The organism is Psychrobacillus sp. AK 1817, assembly GCF_008807035.1.
Lineage (GTDB): Bacteria > Bacillota > Bacilli > Bacillales_A > Planococcaceae > Psychrobacillus > Psychrobacillus faecigallinarum.
The window spans coordinates 2791535-2811496 of record NZ_CP031739.1; the positions used below are offsets into that span (position 1 = coordinate 2791535).

Below are 19962 nucleotides of genomic sequence, written 5' to 3' on the forward strand. Positions count from 1 at the left end.
AAAGGAGCGGTACTATATGGCAATTCAAATATATATTTTGGGTAAATTAATGCAGGATAATAACTATCCATATAAATTAAAAAAAGAGCTTTCAGAGCCTATCCCCTTTGACCAATTAGGCGGAGTTACAGAAAGCAAACTGTACTATCACTTTGAATCGTTAGTAAAGCAAGGGCTAATAGAGCCAGTAGAAATTATTAAGGAAGAACATCGACCAGATAAACAAGTATTTGCTATTACTGATAAAGGTAGAGAAGCCTTACCACAAAAGATTTATCAATTATTTGGGAATGCCGATACAATTAGCGGAATGGTTATAGCGTTAGCGAACATTGAATACGTGGATCGAGAAAAAGTGATTGAGTTACTTTATCAAAAACTAGCTAGAATCAAAGAACATTGGGCTCATATTAAGGATTTGGAAATTAAAGTACAGTTATCGGAAGAAAAAGAGCATTTAGTAAAGTATCTTGGAGAATATTTTTCAAGTAAAAAAGAGCATACTACGTATTGGCTCGAGGAGTTAATTAAAAGAATTGAAAGAAATGAAATATAAAATAAGGGTTATTCAGCTATGGAAATGGCTGAATAACCCTTTTTCTTATGAAATACATTTATGGTTTTTTGCATACAAATTATTATTTCAAACAATTCAAAGGAACCAATTTACGAGCAAATTTACTTGCAGATTAAAAAACTAATCCTTACAGGTGAATTAAAGAAAGGGCAGTCCCTACCTTCTATGCGACAGCTTGCAAAGGATTTAGACATTAGCGTTATTACAACTAAGCGGGCGTATGAATTGGAGAAGAATGGCTTTATTTATTCCATAGTGATATTATTTGTAATACTTTTAAAGATTTTTCAAGACTCTATTCCTAGGATTACCGAACCAATAACAAATACGGTTGTTCTCGTTGGTTTTGTAATTTTAGCAATTGTGGTTGGTATATCGCAACTAACAAGAAGTAGTGATTAGTAAGCCAAAAATTTTATAATACTTGGATAAAAAGCTGTTTAGACTTATTGAGCAGTTTTTTTATCCATTATAAGGGAAATAATGTTAAAATAGATTAAAATGGAGGTGAGAAGTTTTTGAAACTATCGATTCAAGCAGGTTTAGCTATAATGGTTTTAGCGTTTTCTACAATCGCAGCTTGGTATGAAGGGAGTACGCTTATACACTCTACATGGGAATGGAAGCATACTGCTATTTTTTCGAAGTGGATCAATGGATCTGTAAACCATGCGAATGATATTTGGACAATAGACTATTTTATATATGCTGCTAAATTCGCTCCTGCCTACCCTTTAGCTATGCTTGTAAGTGGAACGTACTTACTTATCCTTATTGGTTTCGTTTTATTTAAGGGTAATACTCAGCCATTTTATTATTTTTTAGCTTGTGTTGGGATTATGTCCTTGGTCCTGTGTAGTTTAGTATCAGGTTCACCAACGACGGGTTTAAAAATGCTTTTTAATACCTCTTTATTATTAGGTATCTTAGCTGTTGTTATTTCACTTACATTCGTTATTAAAAACAATAATAAAGAAATTACAAACTAAATTGGAGATTTCCTTATGAGTATTTCAGAAATACTGATTATTTCTTTAGTTTATGGCGGTTTATTTATATATTTATCGACAGTTTTCAGTACAAAAAATAAGAGACGCAACAACTTTTTAACAAGTATAAACCTTAAGAATACGTTATTATTTGTGCTATACAGCTTTACTATTTCATGTGTATGGTCAATGTTTAAAGCAGAAGAAGCACATAGGAACGAACATAGTGGGTTGAAGGAAGTCAGCCTCAATGCACCTGCCTTATTGTTTATAGCCGGTGTAACCTTATATTCTCTATTACTTTTTTTGCTGAGCAGATATTTGATAACAAGAGGGAGAGGCCAATATTGGCCCAAAATGAAATACCGATAAAGCAAAGGAGCCGATACTTCATTAGTAAAGGTTTCTTTTTTTTTGGCAACTCCTTGGTTTTATTTAGCTTCAGCAACGGTGATGGTTTATGGCTCACCCTACGAATGCGTCACTTTAGAAAGGAGATTTATCCCATAATTTAATTTTCTTCTTTGATTAATTCATCCCGTTTACAAAATATTGAAGATGGTATACTATGTATATATGAATATATAATCATATATTAGTTTTATTGTTTATATTAAGGGGAAGGAGAGGATTTATTATGGCCGATCAACATAATCACACGCATAGTGCCAACAAAAAGGTATTGCTCATTTCATTCTTTGTTATCTTCACCTATATGATTATTGAGGCAGTAGGAGGATATCTGACCAATAGCTTGGCCCTGCTGTCTGATGCGGGACATATGCTAAGCGATGCAGTTTCTTTGGCTATTGCTTTATTAGCTTTTACTTTTGGAGAAAAAGCAGCAAATTTGAACAAAACGTATGGCTATAAGCGTTTTGAGATTTTAGCAGCTGTGTTAAACGGCATTACTCTAATGGCAATCGCATTCTTTATCTTTTATGAGGCAATTGTTAGATTTGCCAATCCACCGGAGGTAGCTACAACCGGAATGCTAATTATTAGCTGTATTGGATTAGCAGTTAATATTTTTGTAGCATGGTTTATGATGCGAGGCGGTGACACGGAAGACAACTTAAATATGCGAGGAGCATTTCTACATGTTATCAGCGATATGCTAGGCTCGGTCGGTGCTATTATTGCTGCCTTACTTATCATGTTCTTTGGTTGGGGATGGGCAGATCCATTAGCAAGTGTGATTGTAGCAGCACTTGTTTTAAGAAGTGGATACTTTGTAACAAAAGCTTCTCTTCATGTTCTAATGGAAGGAACGCCACAAAACGTAGATATGAATGTTATTGTTCAAACGATTGAGCAAAACTCTGAGATTAAAGGGGTTCATGATTTACACACTTGGTCCATCACTAGTGGACTGAATGCACTTTCTTGCCATGCGGTAGTTAGTGAAGACATGACAGTTGCTGAGGGTGAAAAACTACTGCAGAAAATTGAGCATGATTTAGCCCATCAAAATATACAGCATGTCACTATTCAATTGGAAACAGAATTCCATAAGCATGATTGCTCCATTCTTTGTACAACTAAAGCCGAGGACACAGGTGCACATCACCACCATCATCATTAATCATAAATAGGAGGGTATGAAATGGAGGAAAAATTACAGCATGAGTTAGACGATGAAACGCTATTCGTCGTATCTCAGACTTTTAAAGCATTAAGTGATCCCACTCGTATTCGTATATTAAATTTTTTATGCTGTGAGGAACATTCAGTAAACGAAATCGCAGAGGCATTAAATTTAGGGCAAACAACCGTTTCTCACCAGCTACGATTTTTAAAAAACTTACGCTTAGTAAAATTTAGACGTGAGGGGACTACCTTGTATTATTCAAGCGATGATGATCATGTGATGAATTTACTACACCAGGCAGTGGGTCATGCAAAGCATTAATATGTAAAACCTCACTATATCGAATAGTGAGGTTTTTTGTGTGCGATGACTTAATTTTTCACATCGCTGATGATGTCTCTTACTGCTGGAATCGTGCGATGGCTGTGCTTTTTCACCAGTTCATAGTACTCGTTCAAGCCGCCGAACTAGGACTGTTTCCAGTCTGCAATTCGTTTCGCAGCGATATGCTCCGCGTGCTTTGCTTCTAGGTCTAAACGAAGTCTGCGCGCCTCTGCATTGGTTTTCATGGCTTGGCTGCCTGATTTGTATGCATTTTTGTACATTTGGTCCTCAACTGCCAGCTCTTTCACGCTAGGGAACAGGCTGAATCGGTTGACTCGTGTACGGTAGTGATCCATCATGATGAATGCTTTGTCATGCTTCGGGTTCGCCGATTGATTGATAATCGCAATTGTCTTCTGGTTGATATTGTAGTGCGTCACCAATGTTTTGACGTTGAAGTATGCCATATGGTCACTGATTTTGCGTATAGTGAAGAATAAACAGATGGCGTAGACGGTGAATAGCAATAGAATGCCACCGTTTGGAACCGTGTAACCGTCGATTAACTCTTTCGCAATGCTGTGGATGACGAACAGTAAGCCGTGAAGGAATAGTGCAGGCGTCATGTGCCACACGCTGTTTCGGATGAAAGTCCACACGATCATCAGAATACTTGTTTGAAAATTGACTCCCATTTTGAGTCCCGGACGCGCAACACGTCTATGTTTTGTGTGGCGATTGTTCTTTTTGTTCTCTAATTTGATGTCTCTGATATTTAGGTTAAGCATTATTGTATTCACCTCTTTCATCTTTTAATTTTTGGTTTATTTTAGTCCGACAATATTTGCACTGTGCGTCGCTTGTTCTTCGGTGAAACCTTCATGTATCAATTGGCTATTTGTTTTATTATTTTACATACGTAACATGACTCCCAGTTCCACCAGCAATAGGTAGTTTAAAGGTATTTGTATTCGTACCAATTTTCAGCTTTACATTAATTTTAGTGGATATGTTAATCCCACGGACAGATACATATTTGTTTGATAACTTACCATCACCAGTTAGGACGTTTTGTGAGATGGTTCCTTCGTTATTAGTAGAGCGTATTGCAATAGCAGCAGGTACTACGTACGTCTTGTCCTGTACATCCTGAATTTTATTTTTAGTAATTAAAAACTGATTATTATGGGTGTTGATACTAATACCATTAGCGAAGCTATTCTTCAAGGTATTTTCTTTTATTATTAAATCTTTCGTAAACTTGGCGCAGATTGCACCTGAGATACTGCTTCCTTCTTTCCCTGCATTTGTTAATTGGTTACCGCTTATCGTAAAACCACTGGCATAATCTGACGTTGATCCGGCAACAATAATGCCACAACCTTTGCCGATTCCTTCGATTTGGTTACCTTTTGCCGTTGAGCGCTGTGTACCAAATATTCCTTTTTTGCCATCACCTGTCGCATTAACAAACGCTATACCGACTTTCGCGTTTCTTATTTTATTATGGTTAAACGTAATATTTTCTCCACCATGCGTGTCTAACGCTTCCCATAATGGGATATCTTCTATGGTGCTATTTGTTACCGAGCTGTCTTTGCTTCGTGGATATTGTATCAGGTCACTCTTAGAACCTCGCCTAGAAAAGAACACACCATATGCATTTCCGTTGGTTCCCGGAGCAATAGCTTTAATATGGCTCTTATCTACGTTGAAATTACTAACAGAGAATCCGCCAATGCCTGCATAGCCGATGTCCTCAATGTTTGTATTTGTAACAGTCACATTGTCTGCAAATTCGGCTTTAATGCCATAAAAACCGATGTCATGAATAAAGCTATCATGAATAACAATATTTTTAGCATAATTCGCTGAATTCGCGCCATTAATGTTTATTCCGATACCCTTTACACCAGCATCTTTGTTGCCTGCGCCCTGTATTTCTAAACCGTATATATTCACCCCGCTACCTATCGTTAGCAGTGTCGTGTGCTTTTTATCATTATAAATTTTAGAACCATAACCAATAATAGTTGTATTATCAGGAACTTTTAATCCGCTCACCTTAAACGAACTACCATATGGTAATACAACAATTTTACCGGCTCCGAGGTTCAATGCATCTTGTAGTCTTTCAGTCTCACCCGCAGTTTCTACAAGTACAACTTTGTCTTTATTACTATCTGAAATGCCAAGTTCAAGTCCAAGTTTAGCCTTTTCTGATATTTCTTTTCCTAACGTATTGATATCATGGGATTCCGCGTTCACTTTCACATCTGCACTGACACCAATAGTCAGCACCATAATAATTGCTAAAATACTGGTAAATAATACTCTCGATAATCTCATCATTTTCATCGTCTTCTTTCATCTTTTAATTTCTGGTTTATTTATATTCATGCCTTTTATCGCACATGGCGGTACAAAGTATCACATCAGGTCATCTTTAGGTGGGAGAAAAAAATCACTCCGCTTTAAAAAAGGTAGGTCTTAATCACTTGGACTCAGACTATGTATCGGATTTTTAAACCACATATTTACATAAAAACAAAAAAAAGCCCCGTCATAAAAGGGGCGTGAGTCTTCTTATTTACCGCGTAGTTGCGTTTGTGCTTGACGCACTAAACGTTTCGTTATTTCTCCACCCACAGAGCCGTTTTGACGAGACGATGCGACTGCGCCGAGTGTTACACCGAATTCTGATGCAATTTCTGCCTTCATGCTATCTAGCGCTTGCTTTGCACCGGGAACAACGAGTTGGTTTGAGTTAGAGTTAGCCATTATTTATGTCTCCTTTGTGTGCATCATCAAGATGATTTTTCATCTTGTGCTGTTCAGTATGCTCCTGTTTTTTGCGATTATTCCTTCTCTACACGTTTATAAAAAAAGAACCCCACGGCGCTATGCCGAAGCGTTTTATTTTGGGTTAAGTTGGGTGTCGATCAGCGATTCGATGTGTTCGTTGTAGTCGGAATAATCGTAGTCCGATAGCTGTTCGACGATTTTTGCCACATCAATCTGATTGTGCTGTTCATCTGTCAAGTCCGCATAGGCGTCAACAACGACTTGTACGTCCTCGTATCTGTGTTGGTTGTCATGACGGTCTCTTTCGACGACCTCCATTTGTGTGTCCTTTTGAGCAAAGGCAAACGTTTCTGCTGCCTCTTTGGTTTCAAATTGGGCGATAACGTAATACGACATGTGATACGACTAGGTATTCCAAGAACATATTAGACAATCCCGAACGAATGTAGATCTATTAGCTGCGGAGATGAAGGAAGCATCTTACAGGGAGCAGAATGATTTGATGGATGAAAAAGCTCTGATGAAAGACTAAATATATATTTTGATTATCTGTATTTTATATATAAACATAAAAAAACTCCCGTAATTTTACGGGAGTTTTCAGCTTTTTCTATTAAGCTTTCAGCTTTACTTCTCCTGGCTTTTTCATGAATAGAGAAAGAACAAGGTTTACGATTGCTAAGATCAACCCAAGCGTAAATACGAATGATGACCCGGAAGCAGTTGCTTCTGCTAAGTTATCACTAACAGTTGTTAAGTAACTGTCTTGTTTTGCTGATAACAGAGATACCATAATAGCGATACCCATTGCCCCAGCTACCTGCTGAACAGTTTGAGTCAATGCAATGCCGTCTGGATAATATTCTCTTGGTAAAGAATTTAGTGTATTTGTTTGCGTAGAAGCTAGTACCATACCAATACCAAGCATCATGATAATATGTGTGACAACTATTAACCAAGTAGCCGTATCAGTACCAAATGAAGCATAAAGAATATATCCAATGACAACAAAAATAGTACCTGGTGTTATAACAGCTTTTGGACCAAACTTATCAAACATACGTCCAATTGTAGGTGCTAAAATACAATTTAATAAGCTACCCGGCAATAAAACAAGGCCCGTAGTGAAGGCAAGCATTAATAATCCCATTTGCATATACATCGGTAAAACAACTAGTAATGACAGCATATTAAAGAATGTGATAAAGCTCATTACTACTCCAAGGATGAAAAGAGGGTATTTAAATGCTTTTAAATTCAGCATTGGATTTTCCATTTTCATTTGACGTATGGAGAAAAGTATTAATGCAATAATCCCGACAATTATCGAGGTAATAACAATTGTACTTGTCCAACCATGCTCTCCAGCGACACTCACTCCATAAACAACTCCACCAAATCCAATAGTTGAAAGAATTACAGATAGAATATCGATAGAAACTTTACGTATTTCGTTAACGTTAGGCAAGAATAGATAGCCAAATACGGCAGAGAACACTAAGAAAGGAAGGGTTACCCAGAAGATCCACTCCCATGATAATGTATCTAAAATAAGTCCGGCGATTGTTGGTCCTAAAGCTGGTCCTGCTAACATAACTAAGCCCATAACACCCATTGCAGCCCCACGTTTGTTAGGAGGGAAGATGGTGAAGATTACATTTTGAGTTAGTGGTAAATTAATCGCTAATCCTGCTGCTTGAATAATACGTCCAACCAATAAAATGCTAAATGTCGGTGATAGAGCGGCTAGAATTGTTCCGATAATTGATAAAGAAATAGAAGTAAGGAACATTTGTCGCGTTGTGAATTTTTGCATCAGAATACCCGTTACTGGCACTAAAATACCTAAAGTTAAAAAGTAGCCCGTGGCTAACCATTGGATGGTTGTTGGTTTAACATCAAATAATGAACTTAAGTCTCCTAAAGCAATATTTAATGCAGTTTCACTAAAAAGTCCGACAAATCCTGCAACTAAAAGAGCAGCCATTATCGGTCCTGTCTTGATCTGTTTATTCATCTTTGTTTGAAACTCCCTCTAAAAATAGATAATCCCCCTAGACATAATCAGTAGGGGAATACTTCTTTGTTTTGTAAACTTAAGTATAATTGACAGGAGCTACATCGAATTCATTCATGAAAATGCAATTCTATTGAAACTCGCTGTTTGTACTATCCGTTCCATTTTAGAGAAATATGTTATTCACCATTACTGTACAGCTAGAAACAACACATACTCTTATCTATACGATGTATTAAAAATTTGAAATAATAGTTAGAGAGCTCTATTCATATTCCCTCTTCAAATAAAAAAAGTAATCACTATATGTCGACTATAAGCGATTTTAACATTTCTTTTTACCATTTTTCCTTTTGCTTCGACCGGTCTAGTTGTTACTATAACAAAATAATTTCGAGTGGTGTAAGTGTTTTTTTTCTACTAAATTTTATGGTGTTCACATTTCAGACACATTTAAGATTGAATAAGAATGTTTAATGGTGAGCTGAACGAGGGAAATTGGTCTTGTTTGGGAAGGAGAAGAACGTATACTTCTAAAATGGTCATAAAGTATAAGTGTTCGAGAAAATAGTTAATCCTCCAAACATTATTTGCTTGGAGGAAGAGTATTAATTTTTAAATTTTAGCCTTTTTATAGCTGTCTACTAGCTCCATAACTGTAGAAATGACTACAGATACCACAATGATAATCCATATTATTTCAATTACAGATAGCAACGAGGGGATGTTCATTTCTAAAACTTTTGCCATATAAGGAATCGTAGCCTCGTTATATAAATTAGCATTACTTGTAATGATGATAAAAGTAATAATACTCATCGTATGGATGATTCCATTTACTATTGCAACATTCTTTGTCCATTGACCAACGTTCCACTTGTAAAGAGCCAACCCAATCTCCAGTACAATAAATGCTACTACTAAAGGCCAATAGGATAGTAACATCTGATGGTCAAAAATAGGCATTACTAGCTGTAAGCCGGTACCTTCAGTTGATCTGTATATTCCAACGAGGTGATCAGCGTTCCAATAAATTACTGCCCAGATTACAGTCCACATGATACTAAAAACTATTTCTCCGGTAGATATAATTTTTTTTGCTGGGATGATTTGAACATTCTTTAAATCCTCAGGAGTCCAAGGTGTACCTTTCTTCGTTAAAGGTAGGTCATTTTTGGATAGACCAACTCGTTCTACAATGACAAATACTATAGTGACCCAGATAAATATTTGTGAAACAACGTATATGACATTGACGATAATGTCTGTAAAAGTATTAATTATTACCGTTAATACTGCATCTTCTCCATTGAACAGTCCAATGCTTGCAACAACACTTACGATGATACATATAAGGATTGCCCAAGGAAAAATCATTTTTAGTGTCTCTATATAAGCATCGTAAACCTTAGGACCGATTAAATACATTGGCTTGTCACGATAGCTTGCCGCTAAAACAGCAGGGTCATCCATTTTAGCTAATGCTTCTTTAACTTCCTTTTCGGTGTAGTCCTCTGGAAGCATATCTTCAATTGAAAATCTAAGCTCCATTGCAATATCATCTCGTGATTTCTTTGGAAGCCTTCGTGTTACCTCATATACATAAGCATCAATCAAATTCACTGCGTTCATCCCCCTCTAGAAGTGACTTCAATTCTAATGTCATTTTCTCCCACTCTCCTTTTAATTGTTCAAAAACTTCTATGCCATAATCACTTAATACATAATACTTTCTTGGTCTGCTTTCTGTTGTATCCCAGCTGCTTGTTAATAGATCTTGTTTCTCTAAACGACGAAGTAAAGGATATAGTGTACTTTGTTCAATAGAAACCCCTGCAATTTCTAATCCTTGAACTAACGAATATCCGTACTGGGGCTTTCGCAATTGACTTAGGACGGCTAAAGGAAGAGTTCCTCTTCTAAGCTCAGTCATGTATGAATCCAACAAATTAACCAATTGTACTCACCTCTTTTTCTATACTGTATATCATACACTAATGTATTACAAATTATAACATATATAGTACTTTATTTTTATTTTTTTATATTGTGTAGGCAGTCTACAAAAAACTTTTTTGTATAAAACAGATTCAGGTTACTGGGTTTAAAGCTAGTTAATAAATGGAGATAATGGAGTAACTGTTTTTAGATATACTACTAACGTGAATTGTAGTAAATTTGTTATCAGGACAACCTGTACCAAAAATGTAATATAGAAAGGAAGATTAAAGATGAATAGATTACAGAACAAAGTTGCCATAATTACAGGAAGCGGAGCAGGAATTGGCAAGGAAATAGCAACTGCTTATGCAAAAGAAGGAGCTAGTGTAGTGATTGCTGACTTCAACGAAGAAGCTCTGCAATCTACTGTAAGTGAATTAACGGAATCGGGTTATTCCGCTTTTGGCGTAAAAGTGAATATTGCTAACGAGGAAGATGTTCAAAAAATGGTTTCCTCTACAATTGAACATTTTGGACACATTGATATTTTAGTGAATAATGCAGGTGTTGGAGACAATATGCAGGCTGCTGCTAATGTTGAGGACGATGTATGGAATCGAGTGATGAATATTAATGTAACGGGAGTTATGCGTTGTATACGACAAGTACTCCCTCATTTTGAAAAGAACGGGAGCGGTACGATTGTTAATATGGCATCTTTAGCAGGCGTAATGGGAGGACGCGGTGGTCTAACTTATACTGCGGCGAAGCACGCAGTTGTGGGAATGACTAAAAATGTAGCTTCTCATTATGGTCCACTTGGTATTCGTTCTAATGCAATTGCACCAGGTCATGTTGAAACAGGATTCTCAGCTGCTATGAATAATATCGACCCATTCGGTATGAAGCAATCTACACGTGGTGTTGGAATGATGACTAGAGCTGGGCAGGTTACTGATATATCCAATATTGCTCTGTTCCTGGCTTCTGACGAATCTTCACTTATCAACGGTATTGTAGTAACAGCTGATGGTGGCTGGAGCGCTTATTAATCATAAAAACTCTCTAGATAGCTTCTAGAGAGTTTTTTATTTTGTAATCAATATTACTTTCCTTGTGTTACCTAGCATACAATGGAAACAATCTATATTTTAAGGCGTCTGTATAAATTATAAAACGTTTTATAGGGGGTAAAATGGAAGATTTACTATTTACTTTAAAAATGATTGTTATTGGTCTTGTTCAAGGCTTTACAGAGCCAATCCCGGTTTCATCCAGTGGACATGTGATGATTGCAAGTGAGCTATTAGGACTTGGAGAGCAAGGCTTCACCTTTGCAATACTAACGAATACAGCCTCTTTGCTAGCCATTCTAGTAATTTATAGACATGATATTATGAGGCTAGCAACGAACTCAATTTATTATGTAAAAAAGAAAGACACACGTTACAAAAGTGATTTTCGATTTGTACTTTTTATCGTTATAGGAACCATTCCCGCAGGCGTATTAGGAGTTTTATTGAGTGATTGGATAGCTGAAAGTATCAGTATGACGGTAATCGCAATCATGCTTTTCATTACGGGTTTAGCTTTATGGACCATTCGTAATATGAAGGGGACAAAAGGGGAGAAAGATCTAACAACTAAGGATGCTTGGATTGTCGGTCTTGGCCAAGCTGTTGCTTTAACACCAGGTATTAGTAGGTCAGGAGCTACCATTATTTCTTCCATTGCAGTTGGGATGAAACAGGAGACCGCTTTACGATTCTCCTTTATGCTCTATATTCCGATAAGCTTGGGAGGAGTTGTGCTTGGTCTATCAGATTTTATCAATGAACCTAACAAGGCAGATCTGGCAGTTCCTTATCTAGCAGCATTTATAAGTACATTTATCATGTCCTATTTTGCTATGAGATGGTTTATGGGAATTATGAAAAATGGAAGGCTTCATTATTTTACTTATTATTGTTTCATCGTCGGTATACTATTGTTAATATTCTTCTAATGAGAGTTTATGAGAGCTAGGAATTAGGGGATTGAAGGATGAGGCAAGAATAACTTCTCTTCATTCGATTAGATGGTTCGCCTAGATGGACGTAATGGATTTGCATATACAAATGGTGAGACTATTTATGGTTATTGTACAAACCAATTGCTCGAAATAATCACTATGAAATAAATAAGGAGGCAAATCAATGTCATTACTGCCATCTGATCCATTTAATCAGCTAACAAATAATATATTTAAAGAAATAGAACGCTTTTTTGCGGAAATTCCTCTTTTTAAAGAACTGCCAATCGGAAGTTTGCGTATGGATGTACAAGAAACAGAACATGAAGTGGTTGCCATATGTGATATGCCAGGTCTAGAGAAAAATAGTGATTTAAAGATTGATGTCATAAATAATATGTTAACGATTAATGGTGTTATTAACCATTCTGCAGATACAATCGATCGAAATGCACAGTACATGAGCAGTTTCCATCGTTCCGTATCACTACCGAGCCCTGTTTCTAAGGAAGACTTGTCAGTGAATTATCAAAATGGCCAACTAGAGGTTAGGATGCCAAAGCTAAATTAAATGGCAGAAAGAGGAGCTCTCAATATGTTGAGTTGCTCCTCTTAGACTTTAAACACAACCATTATTCTTCTGGAAGTGTAGTATAGACGATTCGTTAAAAGTCGTATTCTGCCTCCTTCTTCTCTTTGATTGCCTTGTAGGTCTCTGTTAAGACAAGGGTATCTTCTACTAAACGTTGAATCCGAAAAATCACATCATCATTTACAATTTCCTTGCGATGAAAGTCCTTTTCTTCTATGAAGACATACGTCTGAACCATTTGTGCTTTCATATAAGCCAAGATTGGCTTTAATTGTTGTTCAACTATTAAGTAATGCTTAGCAGAACCAGCAGTAACAATCATGCTCACAATTTTATCTCTAAATGCACTAACAGGGAGTAAGTCAAAGATATTCTTAAGAGTGGCAGGGATAGAAGCCTGAAAGATAGGCGTACCTATAATGATGGCATCTGCCTCCATAATCTTTGTCGTTACGAATCCTGTATCCCCTTCATACTCTAAAAAATTTCGACCATCGCTAAATTGAATATCATAATCTGCTAAATCGATTAAAGTTATCTCTACCTCAGGATACTTCTCTGATATTTCTTTAATTGTATAATTCATAGCCGTTCGGGTTTTAGATCCAACTCTGGATCCAGATAATCCAACAATTTTCATCTAAAGACACTCCTATTTAGAGGTATATTTTTTTATGGCAGGCAGGATTTCATTACCAATTAATTCAATATTTTTCACTAAATACTCATAAGGGACTCCTCCGAAATCCATTTGTGCAATATAGCGCTGATGTCCGAAAACTTCATGCTGATAGAGAATTTTCTCAATAATTTGTTGAGGGCTACCAATATTCATCACATTACGAGGATCGGCGCCTTGTGCAAATTGTTGCTTAGGATACCCATGCCCGTTTATCAGCTGTAGCCCCTGATTCAAATATGGATAAATTTCTCGTTGTGCCTGCTGAGTCGTTTCGGCAGCATAAAAGAACCCTGCTGTTGCAACTGGAAGTGTTGCCGGATCATGACCATTTTCCTTAGCGGCATCTCGGTATGCATCTACGGAAATCTTAAAGCTGGTTGCAGGACCGCCTAACGTTGCGATAAACATTGGTACACCTGCATAACCCGCTTTAATAGCACTTGCTGGTGGCCCGCCAACTGCTCGCCAAATTGGGATGAAGCCGTTATCAGGACGCGGCAGAACCTTGGCGTTCCTTAATGGTGCACGAAATTCACCATTCCAATTCACTATATCTTCTTCATTGATTTTAAGAAGCAGCTCAAATTTTTCCTCAAATAACTCCTCATAATCTCTTACGTTGTAGCCTAATAAATCGAAAAGACCAACTCTAGAAGCTCGTCCAGCAATAATCTCTGCGCGTCCTTTAGATATTAAGTCAATCGTTGCAAAATCCTCATAAACTCGTACTGGATCTGAGGTACTTATTATTGTTGAGGAACTAGCGATTTTAATTTTGCTTGTGGCTTGTGCAATTGCAGCCAATACAACAGAATGTGCTTGTGTTGTAAAGTACTCCTGATGACTTTCTCCTACACTAAAAAAGTCTAGCCCAGCTTGCTCTGCTAACTTTGCTATCTCTATTATTTCTTGAATACGTTGAGCAGAGGAAATACGCTCACCGGTATGTGGATTGGGAATGTGGTCACCCAGCGTATAAAGTCCAAATTCTAAGCCTTTGCTTGGGTCTATTCTATAGTTTTGCATGTATCTTCAACCTCTCTTAGTGTTTATTCTTTGTTTTAAAGTTTGAAGTAGAGATGAGCTTATATTATGAGTATGACGCATCTTTTAAATTAGGGTAAGTACGCACATAAAAGTGGTATAGTATACTTAAAGATACTTAAGGTGGTGTGCAATATGGACTTACAGCCTGAACTATGTAGAGTAGACGATGCACTTGGGATATTGGTAGGAAAATGGAAACCTATCATCTTATTGACGTTATTACAGGAAGGTACTCAGAGATTTAGTGATTTAAAACGAAAAGTACCAGGTATTACACAGAAGATGTTAACCAACCAGTTACGTGAACTAGAGAAAGAGGATATTATTGCGAGAAAGGTATACCCTCAAGTCCCTCCAAAGGTAGAGTATTCCATTACCGAATATGGAAAAAGCTTAGAACCAATTTTAAATGCGATGCATGAATGGGGAACTGCCCATATTCTACATAAGCAAAAAAAACAACAAACCAACAAAATGCTGTAAGAGATACAAGAGTACCTCTCACAGTGTAGACAAAATGGTTGGAAACCATTTCGATTTCCAACCATTTTGCAATTAATCTAGGTTTAATCTGGCTAGTTTCTTAAGATTTAAGTCAGCAAAAGTAAGCATCGCCTGCATGGACAATTTTTTTATTCCATTAGGGTTGTCCATCGCATACCATGCTTTTCTATACTCTTTCCATATATTTCTTTAAAAATTGTGTCGCAAGTCCTCAGCTACATTATCCATCCCCTCATTCCTTTAATAGGAAGCACTGTTGATGAGAGCGGAGAGCGGCGAATCCAGCGGGACTAGCGCGAGCTGAAGACCCTGGACTGAGCGTAGCGAGGGAAGCGGCTGAAGCCGTGCCCGCGGAAAGCGTCCGCTCGCAGCGGAGATTAACATTTCTAGCTTTATCTCTTAAAAGAAAAAAAGACTGTAGGCAAAACGCCAAAATTCATGGTGTTTGTCTACAGTCTGAGAGATACAAGAGTATCTCTTTTTTTTTTGAGCAAGAAGGTATTTCAATTTAGATATGGTAAATGGGAACAGTCCATGCTCTTATCTTATGGATTTATATTTATAAACAACTTTTCCCCAGTGTACAATTTATATTGTATTAAATACATCTAAACTTAGATGTTCTCCACAAAGTTACTCACATATCCCATGCTAAATATCTTCATCAGAGTAAAATTAACATCTTACTCCAAAAGTTATGCACTTATACACAGAATATCCATACTTAAACAACAAATATAAAGTTATACCCATCGCTATAACCTTTCACAAAAAACGTGTGACAAATTAGTGTTGTTATTTCTTTTTATCTGTACAACTCCTTCGATATATGGTTTCCTTATTTGTTAGAGGAAACTAGTGGAGGCAAGACGAAAGTGGAAAATATTGAATATATTAAGAATGAGCATTTTTTACAAAATATTTATTGCTCTACGGTGAAAGAAACGGTTGAGTCAAGTCTGTCAGATGAGCAGTTACTATATGTTAACCAACTGGGTGCTATTAAATTAGAGGTACCTTTTGATCAATACGATGAGGTTGTGGCTCAGCTAACAGTACGTTTGCAAAACGAGGAACTTGCGAAAGATACCGTGAAGCAAGGTGCTTTTACATATAGGCAAGTACGCTATATAGCAGAGGCGGGCTTAATAGAGGGACTAATCTTGGAGGAAAGCGGACGTGTTCAGCTACAGAATGAGTCATTAGGAATGAGTGCTGCTATCGCTTTTGCACAAAGTGCTTGGAATGGTGCTACGCGTGAGGAAGCAGTAGAAAATGCCGTCTACACAGGCTTAAATATAGTAGGAGAGGCCGTAGTGGATGAGATACTGGCAAATGATATGCAGGATATTGAGCTAGATGATGCCTTTGAATTAGGGAGTGGGGTTAGAGGTGCCATTCAAAAAAATGGCGCGAAGGTTGTAGCAAAGAAAGCTGCGGGGAAGTTCACTCACAAGGCAATGATCAGTTCTCTAGCAGCCAAAAAAACAATTTTGTTGCTCAATGCCAACGTAGTTACGGGAGCGCTTGTAACTGGTGTGCTTTCAACATTAGATATTTCACGTGCTGTTAAGGGCGAAATGTCTAAAACCCAATTATTTAAGAATATAACGAAAACAGCGGCAAATGTAGCGGGTAGTATAGGTGGTATGGCAATCGGTGCCAGCATCGGCGTTCTCGTTCCTTGGGGAAGCACAAGCACGGGCGCTTTGGTCGGTGGTATAGTTGGTTTAATCATTGGTAGTATCCTCACCTCTAAAATTGCCGGTAGAATTTTAGATCGTTTTATTGAAGATGATGCAAAAGAAATGCTAGATATATTTGAAGTAGAGCTGGAGCAGCACGTCTATGATCATTTATTGAATGAGTTGGAGCTACAGAAGCTTTTAGATATATTTAAGTCGAAATACAAAATCCCTAAATTGTTACGTAATATGTTTAAGGCTGAGAATCGAGAGCAATTTGCTGGGGAGATTATTCAAAAGGAACTGATTAATATTTACAGTGAACGAAAATTACTAAAGCTACCAACGATAAGTGAAATCTATAAAGTTCTATTAGAAATAAAATAAAAAAAGGCCATAAGCTGAGTATTACTCAGCTTATGGCCTTTTTGATGGTTTTTCATGTTTTAACGATTTCTATCCTACTATGCTAATACTTGAACTTTCAAGATTTAAGCCTCTTTATTTGTCTCGGTTATTTCACAGCCATCGTCGGTACAAGTTGCTTCCGAATCCGAATGGATATGTTGCAGAGGAGAGGACTGATTCTCTTCTTCCCATACCTTTTTCAGTGTTTGGACAAAAGCTTCATGTGGTTGTGCTCCAGAAATAGCATATTTTCGGTTGAAAACAAAGAAAGGTACACCTTGAACACCAAGCTGTTGGCCTTCCTGTTGATCCATACGGACATCATCTAAATATTCGGAGCCAGAAAGTACTTTGCTTGCTTCCTCACGATTTAAGCCTACATCAGTAGCTAAGCTTAAAAGAGTTTCCTGCTCTCCAAGAAATTGAGATTCCAAGAAATGTGCGCTTAAAAGGCGTTCTGTTAACTCGCTACCTTTTCCTTTTGTTTCCGCATATTTAACTAAACGATGTGCATCTAGCGTATTTGTTTGTTTCATCTCGTCAAATTGGTAAGCTAACCCTACTGTTGCTGCACTAGCAATAATTTGTTGATTCATCGCTTTAGCCTGCTCAGGTGTCGTATTCATCTTTTTGGCAAGCATTTCATGAATAGTTACATTTTTATCACTTGGTAGATGAGGCTGAAGCTCAAAGCTTTTATAGCTAACCTCTACCTTGTTTTTGTGGTCAAATTCCTCTAAAGCTTGCTCTAAACGACGCTTTCCTATATAACAAAATGGACAAACAAAATCAGACCATACTTCAATTTTCATGATCTCACCCAACCTTCCTTTTTATAGAGTTAATATAGCATATTTTCTAGAAAACCCCTCTTTGTCTGCTCAGTAATTGCCAAAGGTTTACTATACAAGAATGTTAATAGTAAGTATTATAATTCCCTCTTCTAAAAGTAATTTGTTTAACCCATTTGTATAAGGGAATTTAATTGGTAACAAACTTTTTTTAAAGGAGAGGATTTCTATGAGTAAAAACGTCGCAGAGGTTATATTAGACCAGCTGTCGCTTCTAGGGGTTAAGCGCATTTATGGTGTGACAGGTGATACCATTATTGGATTGTTAGATGCGATGGCCAAACAGGATAAAATCGAGTTTATCGCAGTAAAGCATGAATCAGTAGCAGCTTTCATGGCTTCGGCGGAAGCAAAATTGACAGGAAGATTGGCAGTATGTACATCCACTATGGGACCAGGAGCGGCAAATCTTTTAAATGGGCTAGGTGACGCATACTCAGACAAGGCTCCTGTCTTAGCCTTAACTGGACAGGCTGCTCAAAAAGATATGGGAACGGACTTTCAGCAGTATGTCGATCAGCAGGAGTTGTTCAAGCCATTCGCGACCTATTCTGCAAATCTAAACAGTGAAAGTGCTATTGTAGATTTGCTTCAGAAGGCAGCTGAAATTTCTCTTCAACAGAGTACCGTTACACATATATCAGTTCCTAAGGATTTATTTGAAAAAGAAACTAAAGCAAGGGCACGACAGCTCCCTCGTATTTTAGAGGGGACAGGCTCCTTTGAACTGAACGATTTAGAAGAGGTATCCAAGGTGATGAAGCAGGCTCGACAGCCAATGATCTTAGCTGGTGCAGGAGCAAGAAAGGCCGCTGGGGATTTAGAAGAGCTTGCTATGACCTGGGGAGCAGGAATTTTAATAAGTCTAGGAGGTAAAGGAATCTTTAAAGATTCTACGCCTCATCTTCTTCAGGGAATTGGGGAAGGTGGAAATCCTCATGCGCCAAAAGTTTTTAAGGAAGCTGATGTTGTTTTAATAGTAGGTGCAACCTGGTGGCCAGAGGGATATGTTCCTGAAAATGCGACTATCATTCACATTGATCTAAATCTAGAGCATGCCAAGAAGAGAGTTGCTGCAGATTTTGGGATAAAGGGAAGAGCCGAGCAAGTTGTTCCTTTACTGCAACAAAGTGTGAATGGACACAAAAAAAATGATGAGTGGCTTAATCGTATAGAGACAATAAAAGAAAAATGGGCAGATCAAAATGAACAGGAAGGCCAAATAGAAGGGGCGCCAGTCCATCCATCTCGAATAGCTAGAGGTCTAGAACAAACGGTGGCAGACGATGCGGTCATCACTTTAGATACAGGAGATGTAACAGTCTGGATGAACAGGAACTTCCGACAAACCAACCAAAAGGTACTCTTTTCAGGCTATTGGCGTTCCATGGGCTTTGGGCTTCCAGCAGCAATGGCTGTAAAGCTGGAGCAACCAGAAAAACAAGTGGTAGCTGTGGTGGGTGATGGCGGTCTTGAAATGACGTTAGCCGACCTATTGACTGCTACTCGCTATGGGCTAGATATCACGGTAGTCGTTTTTAATAATGGAGCACTTCAAATGGAAAGTGATAAAATTCAAGCGTCCGGCAATGAAGAGCTAGGTACACAACTTACCAACCCAAATTTTGTTCAGGTGGCAGAAGCCTGTGGATGGAAAGGGTTTCGAGTTGAGAGTGATGAAAATTTAGAAGAGTTACTAAGTCAAGCCCTTCAAACAAAAGGGCCAACATTGGTGGATATATACACAGAACAAGCATTCTTCCCAGAGACAGAATAACCGTATAAAGAAGTCCTTATTAATAGGGCTTCTTTTTTTATATGAAAGTAAATAACTTTAGCTCCTAAAAATAAAGTGAAGGTGCAGGCAACGTGGAATGTGCAATAGAACTTTTAAGTAAGGCAAATGTAGTTGAAATATAAGAAGGGTGAGAGGTAAAG

22 protein-coding genes and 1 pseudogene are annotated in these 19962 nt (G+C 37.6%); 12 read left to right on the forward strand and 11 right to left on the reverse strand.

The window, feature by feature from the left end:
* The first annotated feature begins 16 nt into the window (after positions 1-16).
* From D0S48_RS13955 to D0S48_RS13980, 6 genes are all read left to right on the forward strand, one after another.
* Positions 17-556, forward strand: a complete 540-nt coding sequence (locus D0S48_RS13955) for a PadR family transcriptional regulator (protein WP_151112185.1) — start codon at positions 17-19, stop codon at positions 554-556.
* A 72-nt stretch (positions 557-628) separates the two neighbouring features.
* Positions 629-979 (forward strand): GntR family transcriptional regulator, encoded by a 351-nt coding sequence (locus D0S48_RS13960; protein ID WP_151113825.1) that lies wholly within the window; start codon positions 629-631, stop codon positions 977-979.
* 116 nt (positions 980-1095) lie between these two features.
* On the forward strand, positions 1096-1566 hold the full coding sequence (locus D0S48_RS13965) for a YjdJ family protein (RefSeq protein ID WP_151112187.1): 471 nt from the start codon (positions 1096-1098) through the stop codon (positions 1564-1566).
* A 15-nt stretch (positions 1567-1581) separates the two neighbouring features.
* Positions 1582-1938, forward strand: coding sequence for a peptide ABC transporter permease (locus D0S48_RS13970; protein ID WP_151112189.1), 357 nt, complete (start codon positions 1582-1584; stop codon positions 1936-1938).
* 265 nt (positions 1939-2203) lie between these two features.
* Positions 2204-3151: a cation diffusion facilitator family transporter gene (locus tag D0S48_RS13975; RefSeq protein WP_151112191.1), complete on the forward strand. Its 948-nt coding sequence runs from the start codon at positions 2204-2206 to the stop codon at positions 3149-3151.
* Between the two features lie 21 nt (positions 3152-3172).
* Complete coding sequence (locus D0S48_RS13980) at positions 3173-3478, forward strand: ArsR/SmtB family transcription factor (RefSeq protein WP_151112193.1); 306 nt, start codon at positions 3173-3175, stop codon at positions 3476-3478.
* A gap of 146 nt (positions 3479-3624) precedes the next feature.
* On the opposite strand, the gene D0S48_RS13985 is transcribed toward D0S48_RS13980, so the two are convergent.
* From D0S48_RS13985 to D0S48_RS14015, 7 genes are all read right to left on the reverse strand, one after another.
* Positions 3625-4269, reverse strand: coding sequence for a hypothetical protein (locus D0S48_RS13985; protein WP_191963805.1), 645 nt, complete (start codon positions 4267-4269; stop codon positions 3625-3627).
* A gap of 118 nt (positions 4270-4387) precedes the next feature.
* Positions 4388-5749 carry a right-handed parallel beta-helix repeat-containing protein gene (locus tag D0S48_RS13990; protein ID WP_191963806.1) on the reverse strand — a complete coding sequence of 454 codons (1362 nt, stop codon included), beginning with the start codon at positions 5747-5749 and terminating at the stop codon, positions 4388-4390.
* A 318-nt stretch (positions 5750-6067) separates the two neighbouring features.
* Positions 6068-6262 carry an alpha/beta-type small acid-soluble spore protein gene (locus tag D0S48_RS13995; protein ID WP_144541167.1) on the reverse strand — a complete coding sequence of 65 codons (195 nt, stop codon included), beginning with the start codon at positions 6260-6262 and terminating at the stop codon, positions 6068-6070.
* 135 nt (positions 6263-6397) lie between these two features.
* Positions 6398-6682: a hypothetical protein gene (locus D0S48_RS14000; protein WP_151112199.1), complete on the reverse strand. Its 285-nt coding sequence runs from the start codon at positions 6680-6682 to the stop codon at positions 6398-6400.
* Between the two features lie 217 nt (positions 6683-6899).
* Positions 6900-8303, reverse strand: coding sequence for a DHA2 family efflux MFS transporter permease subunit (locus D0S48_RS14005; protein ID WP_151112201.1), 1404 nt, complete (start codon positions 8301-8303; stop codon positions 6900-6902).
* A gap of 615 nt (positions 8304-8918) precedes the next feature.
* A complete protein-coding gene (locus D0S48_RS14010; protein ID WP_225321625.1) occupies positions 8919-9935 on the reverse strand; it encodes an HAAS signaling domain-containing protein in 1017 nt (338 codons plus the stop codon).
* On the reverse strand, positions 9913-10260 hold the full coding sequence (locus tag D0S48_RS14015) for a PadR family transcriptional regulator (RefSeq protein ID WP_151112205.1): 348 nt from the start codon (positions 10258-10260) through the stop codon (positions 9913-9915). Before D0S48_RS14015 ends, D0S48_RS14010 begins: the two co-directional genes overlap by 23 nt.
* 274 nt (positions 10261-10534) lie before the next feature.
* Between D0S48_RS14015 and D0S48_RS14020 the strand changes: the two genes are divergently transcribed.
* From D0S48_RS14020 to D0S48_RS14030, 3 genes are all read left to right on the forward strand, one after another.
* Positions 10535-11296, forward strand: coding sequence for a glucose 1-dehydrogenase (locus D0S48_RS14020; RefSeq protein WP_151112207.1), 762 nt, complete (start codon positions 10535-10537; stop codon positions 11294-11296).
* 143 nt (positions 11297-11439) lie between these two features.
* The gene (locus tag D0S48_RS14025; RefSeq protein ID WP_144541178.1) at positions 11440-12249 is read left to right on the forward strand and encodes an undecaprenyl-diphosphate phosphatase; all 810 of its coding nucleotides are present in this window, start codon (positions 11440-11442) and stop codon (positions 12247-12249) included.
* 190 nt (positions 12250-12439) lie between these two features.
* Positions 12440-12826 (forward strand): Hsp20/alpha crystallin family protein, encoded by a 387-nt coding sequence (locus tag D0S48_RS14030; protein ID WP_151112209.1) that lies wholly within the window; start codon positions 12440-12442, stop codon positions 12824-12826.
* 94 nt (positions 12827-12920) lie between these two features.
* Here the strand turns inward: D0S48_RS14030 and D0S48_RS14035 are convergent, their stop codons facing one another.
* A complete protein-coding gene (locus tag D0S48_RS14035; RefSeq protein WP_151112211.1) occupies positions 12921-13487 on the reverse strand; it encodes an NADPH-dependent FMN reductase in 567 nt (188 codons plus the stop codon).
* 12 nt (positions 13488-13499) lie between these two features.
* Positions 13500-14555 (reverse strand): LLM class flavin-dependent oxidoreductase, encoded by a 1056-nt coding sequence (locus D0S48_RS14040; RefSeq protein ID WP_151112213.1) that lies wholly within the window; start codon positions 14553-14555, stop codon positions 13500-13502.
* A gap of 153 nt (positions 14556-14708) precedes the next feature.
* Here D0S48_RS14040 and D0S48_RS14045 point away from each other — a divergent pair, with 153 nt between their 5' ends.
* Positions 14709-15059, forward strand: a complete 351-nt coding sequence (locus D0S48_RS14045; RefSeq protein WP_144541184.1) for a winged helix-turn-helix transcriptional regulator — start codon at positions 14709-14711, stop codon at positions 15057-15059.
* 72 nt (positions 15060-15131) lie between these two features.
* Here the strand turns inward: D0S48_RS14045 and D0S48_RS20980 are convergent.
* Positions 15132-15250: pseudogene (locus D0S48_RS20980) on the reverse strand (transposase); the annotation flags it as partial.
* 705 nt (positions 15251-15955) lie between these two features.
* Between D0S48_RS20980 and D0S48_RS14055 the strand changes: the two are divergent.
* On the forward strand, positions 15956-17152 hold the full coding sequence (locus tag D0S48_RS14055; RefSeq protein ID WP_151112217.1) for a tape measure protein: 1197 nt from the start codon (positions 15956-15958) through the stop codon (positions 17150-17152).
* Between the two features lie 104 nt (positions 17153-17256).
* Here D0S48_RS14055 and D0S48_RS14060 read toward each other — a convergent pair whose 3' ends face one another.
* The gene (locus tag D0S48_RS14060) at positions 17257-17985 is read right to left on the reverse strand and encodes a DsbA family oxidoreductase (RefSeq protein ID WP_144539188.1); all 729 of its coding nucleotides are present in this window, start codon (positions 17983-17985) and stop codon (positions 17257-17259) included.
* Positions 17986-18193: 208 nt separating this feature from the next.
* On the opposite strand from D0S48_RS14060, the gene D0S48_RS14065 reads away from it, so the two are divergent.
* Positions 18194-19801 (forward strand): thiamine pyrophosphate-binding protein, encoded by a 1608-nt coding sequence (locus tag D0S48_RS14065; RefSeq protein ID WP_151112219.1) that lies wholly within the window; start codon positions 18194-18196, stop codon positions 19799-19801.
* Positions 19802-19962 lie beyond the last annotated feature (161 nt).